The 4,249-nt window shown below is 60.7% G+C and carries 5 protein-coding genes and 1 pseudogene; 2 read left to right on the top strand and 4 right to left on the bottom strand.

Annotation, left to right across the window (positions count from 1 at the left end; translation table 11 throughout):
* Window positions 1-1,023: hemolysin family protein (locus ABW043_RS21080; protein WP_353923161.1), on the top strand; the 1,023-nt coding region annotated here is incomplete at its 5' end.
* A gap of 150 nt (window positions 1,024-1,173) precedes the next feature.
* Here ABW043_RS21080 and ABW043_RS21085 read toward each other — a convergent pair.
* Complete coding sequence (locus tag ABW043_RS21085) at window positions 1,174-1,740, bottom strand: NifU family protein (protein WP_353923162.1); 567 nt, start codon at window positions 1,738-1,740, stop codon at window positions 1,174-1,176.
* 120 nt (window positions 1,741-1,860) lie between these two features.
* On the opposite strand from ABW043_RS21085, the gene ABW043_RS21090 reads away from it, so the two are divergent.
* A complete protein-coding gene (locus tag ABW043_RS21090; RefSeq protein ID WP_353923163.1) occupies window positions 1,861-2,151 on the top strand; it encodes a DUF3817 domain-containing protein in 291 nt (96 codons plus the stop codon).
* Window positions 2,152-2,327: 176 nt separating this feature from the next.
* On the opposite strand, the gene ABW043_RS21095 is transcribed toward ABW043_RS21090, so the two are convergent.
* The 3 genes and pseudogenes from ABW043_RS21095 to ABW043_RS21105 form a co-directional block, all read right to left on the bottom strand.
* Window positions 2,328-2,798, bottom strand: a complete 471-nt coding sequence (locus tag ABW043_RS21095) for a universal stress protein (RefSeq protein ID WP_353923164.1) — start codon at window positions 2,796-2,798, stop codon at window positions 2,328-2,330.
* A 13-nt stretch (window positions 2,799-2,811) separates the two neighbouring features.
* Window positions 2,812-3,843 (bottom strand): tryptophan--tRNA ligase, encoded by a 1,032-nt coding sequence (gene trpS / locus ABW043_RS21100; RefSeq protein WP_353923165.1) that lies wholly within the window; start codon window positions 3,841-3,843, stop codon window positions 2,812-2,814.
* A gap of 66 nt (window positions 3,844-3,909) precedes the next feature.
* Window positions 3,910-4,249: pseudogene (locus tag ABW043_RS21105) on the bottom strand (murein biosynthesis integral membrane protein MurJ); the annotation flags it as partial.

The raw sequence follows: 4,249 nt of genomic DNA on the forward strand, positions 1-4,249 counted from the left end.
ACCGATCGCAAGGGCAACCGGGTGCCCGATAATCCCGAACCTTCCTCTAGTCCCGCCCTCGCTCAGCCGACGCGAGGGCCGAGCCTGATCAACAGACTCAAATCCATTCTGACGCTTCGTCCAGTCAGCCTGCGCAACGATCTGCAGGTGGCGCTCGATGAAAGCGCCGGGGCCGAAACGCAGGACTTCACCGAGAGCGAACGCACGATCCTGCAGAACGTGCTGAAACTGTCAGCCGTCTCGATCGACGACATCATGGTCGAGCGCTCCGATATCCAGGCCGTCGAGGCCGATATCAATCTCGGTACGCTCCTCGCAAAATTCCGCCAGGTCGGCCATTCACGCCTGCCGGTCTACGAAGACGAACTCGACAAGATCATCGGCTTCATCCACATCAAGGATGCCATGGCCAAGATCACCGAGCCGGTGACCGATCCTGAAAAGGATGTGCCGGTCAAACTGCTCTCGGCCGCGCTGCGCCAGAAAATCAACAAGCTTGGCATTACCCGCACGGCCATGTTCGTGCCGACCTTCATGCCGGCCGGCGATCTCCTCCAATCCATGCGCGCTTCCCGCGTCCACATGGCGATCGTCGTCGACGAATATGGCGGCACCGATGGTCTGGTGACCATCGAAGACCTTCTCGAAGCCATTGTCGGCAAGATCGAGGACGAGCACGACGAAGCCGTCCGCGCCATGGTGCGCAAGGTGGGCGAAGACACCTATATCGCCAATGCCCGCGCTGAACTCGACGAAGTCCGTGCCGTTGTCGGCCCCGATTTCGACCCCGGCGAACATGCCGAGGACGTCGATACATTGGGTGGTCTCGTCTTCGACCTCGCCGGCCACGTGCCGCGCCGCGGTGAAAAAGTGACGGGCCTCGACGGTTTCGAGTTCGAAATCCTTGCAGCCGACGGTCGCCGCATCAAGCGCCTGCGCATTCGCCGCAAGCGGGCAGAGGGTGACGAAATTCTCGCCATCACCGACCAGCGGTCGGAAGACCAGAAGACCGCGGCCGAATAAGACGCGTGCCCGACTGTCTCGGTTTCGAGGCAGTCGGGAAACTTATCCCCCGCCGACCCAGATCACCGATAATAAGCAGCCAAAAAGTCAGAAGCCCCGATGATCGCTCATCGAGGCCCCTGGCTTGCTGCTTAACTGGTCGTGCGGGTCTTAGACCTGCTGAACTGACTCAACGCCCGGCACAAAGTGACGGAGGAGGTTTTCGATACCGCTCTTGAGGGTCGCGGTAGACGAGGGGCAGCCCGAGCAGGCGCCCTGCATGTGCAGGAAGACGGTGCCTTCCTTGAAACCGCGGAAAATGATGTCGCCGCCATCCATGGCCACCGCCGGACGCACGCGCGTTGCCAGCAGTTCCTTGATAACTTCGACCATTTCCTTGTCTTCTTCCTCGAAGAACTCTTCGCCGGCGGCAAAATCGGTGTCGACCTCGCCACCTTCAGCGATGACGGGCTTGCCCGAAAGGAAGTGGTCCATGATCACGCCGAGAATGGCCGGCTTGATATGGGCCCAGTTGGTGTCATCCTTGGTCACCGAGATGAAATCGGAGCCGAGGAAAACGCCGTTGACGCCGGAAATGCCGAAAAGGCTGGCGGCCAGCGGAGAGGCTTCGGCTGCATCGACGGTGCGGAAATCGCGCGGCTCGCCGACCAGCACATCGCGACCGGGCAGGAATTTCAGCGTGGCCGGGTTCGGCGTGGCTTCGGTCTGGATGAACATAAACTCTCTCCGTGGAGTAGACTTAGAACGCTTCTAAATTAGAGACGGGTTGGCTGCAAGCCCAATTTGCGCTGCTTTGTCGCGTGGCGCGATATGGCTGCCATGCGCTAGCACCATATCATGATCCGTCTGTTCAGATATACCGGCGTCGCCGAAGGCATTACAACCCTGGCCCTGTTCCTTGTCGCCATGCCCGCCAAATACTGGTTCAGCTATCCCGGCCTTGTCCCGCCCGTGGGACTTATCCACGGGGTCGCGTTCATCGCCTATATTCTGGCGATGACCATCTGCCTGCCGGGGAGGGGATTTTCGGGGTTTGACTGGGTCCGGACCACGCTTGCGGCGTTTTTTCCGTTCGGGACATTTTTGAATGATCCGTTTTTGAAGCGGAAGCAGTTGGCTGAGGTTTAGGAGCGAAAGCTCGAACCCTGTGTCTCCGTCATTGCCCGGTTTATCCGGGCAATCCATCTTGTGGCAGGAGCGGTGGCAACCGTCTGAGCGTGGGGCTTGGCCCTTCGAGCGTAGCTCTTCGGGCCTGCTTCGTTAAAATCAGTCCACTGGACTGATTTTGCCCCAAACGGGGCCACTCAGCAGATAGCAATAATCTCTTCGTCGCTCATTCGGCCCGGCACGATGGTCAGCGGGATCGGCAAGGCATTGGCGCGGGCCGCGAAGTGGGTCACGAGCGGGCCGGGGCCTTCGGTCGACTTGGAGGCCGCCAGCACCAGGATGGCGATGCCGTGGTCCTTGTCGATCAACTGCTCGATCTGCTCGGGTCCATTGCCTTCGCGGATGACGGTTTCGGCCCGTACATCGCCGATTTCCTTGATCCGGGCGAGGCGCGAATCGAGGTTGCGTTCGGCGTCCTCCACCGCCTCGGCCCGCAACACGTCCTCGACGCCCATGCCGATGAATTCAGGTTTTGGGATCACCGTGACCAGCACGACCGTGCCGCCGGTTCGCTTGGTGCGAAAGGCGGCGAAGGTCAGGGCGCGGTCGCACTCTTCAGTCTCATCGATAACGACGAGGAATTTGCGCTTGTATTCGGTATCGTACAAAGGCGCCTCCGAACTAGCGAACGAAGCCGACGATCTTGCGGACGTCGGCCATGATTGGCTGGGCAATGGCGCGAGCACGGTCCGCCCCATCGCGCAGGATGCGATCCATCTCGCCCTTGTCCGAGACAAGACGCTTCATTTCGTCGGCAATCGGCGCCAGCACAGTGACCGACAGGTCTGCGAGCGCCGGCTTGAACGCGCCCCAACCCTTGCCGCCATATTCGGCCAGCACCTGGTCGACGCTAAGATTGGCGAGCGCCGCATAAATGCCGACAAGGTTCTCCGCTTCCGGACGACCTTCAAGGCCAGCGGCCTCGGTTGGCAAAGGCTCGGCATCGGAGGTGGCGCGCTTGATCTTCTTGGCGATGAGATCGGCGTCATCCATCATATAGATGGTGGCGAGGTCCGAAGCTTCGGACTTGCTCATCTTCTTGGACCCGTCCTTGAGCGATTTCACCCGCATTGCCGGGCCGGTCGCCAGGGTTTCGGTGATCGGGAAGAAGTCATCCTTGATACCAAGCCCTTTGCTCTGCTTGGCAAAATCGTGGTTGAACTTCTTGGCGATATCGCGCGTCAGCTCAAGGTGCTGGCGCTGATCTTCCCCCACCGGCACGGCTGTCGCCTTATAGAGCAGGATGTCGGCAGCCATCAGCGAAGGATAGGCGAAAAGGCCCAGCGAGACATTCTCGCTGTTCTCGCCGGCCTTGTCCTTGAACTGGGTCATGCGGGCCATCCAGCCCATGCGCGCAACACAATTGAACACCCAGCTCAGCTCGGCGTGTTCGACGACCTGGCTCTGGTTGAAAATGATCGACTTGGCGGGATCGACGCCGGCCGCGATGTAGGCGGCGGCAATCTCATAGGTCCAGCGCTTGAGGTCCTCGGGGTCCTGCCAGACGGTGATCGCATGCATGTCGACCACGCAATAGATGGTCTCATGGGTATCCTGCAGGGGCACGAAGCGCCGGATGGCGCCGAGATAGTTCCCAAGGTGCAGGTCGCCCGATGGCTTGATTCCCGAAAAGACGCGGGGAGTGAAGGACATGAGAGGAACGCCGTATATGGAGTGCAGTGCGCTCGTTCTATACGGAGCCGAGCCGATTGGAAACCATCACCGGGAGCGACGCAGACGCCGCAGCAGCATGCCGAGGCGCTGCGTGCCGGTGACGTGGATCAGCGTAAAATAGAACACTACGCCATAGGCGATGAGCGCGCCGACGACCGCCACCTGCCGCCAGAGCGGGGCCCCCGCGGCGATGTGGTGGGCACCGTGATTGGCCAGCAGCATCAGGCTCAGCCCCATCGCGGCGCTGATCAGCACGATCATTATATGGCCCCACCACTGGCTGCGCGGCAGGGAAAAATGTCCGCGAATGCCGAGGGTCGCCGCCAGCAAGACGACATTGATCCAGGACGACACGGCCGTTGCGATGGCGATGCCGACGTGAAGC

The sequence above is a fragment of the Devosia sp. genome (assembly GCF_040509215.1).
Classification (GTDB): Bacteria; Pseudomonadota; Alphaproteobacteria; order Rhizobiales; family Devosiaceae; genus Devosia.

Bases quoted from the DNA above. Each gene is read 5' to 3' on its own strand.
- ABW043_RS21085 (WP_353923162.1), bottom strand. From the start codon at position 1,740: ATGTTCATCCAGACCGAAGCCACGCCGAACCCGGCCACGCTGAAATTC.
- ABW043_RS21090 (WP_353923163.1), top strand. From the start codon at position 1,861: ATGATCCGTCTGTTCAGATATACCGGCGTCGCCGAAGGCATTACAACC.
- trpS (WP_353923165.1), bottom strand. From the start codon at position 3,843: ATGTCCTTCACTCCCCGCGTCTTTTCGGGAATCAAGCCATCGGGCGAC.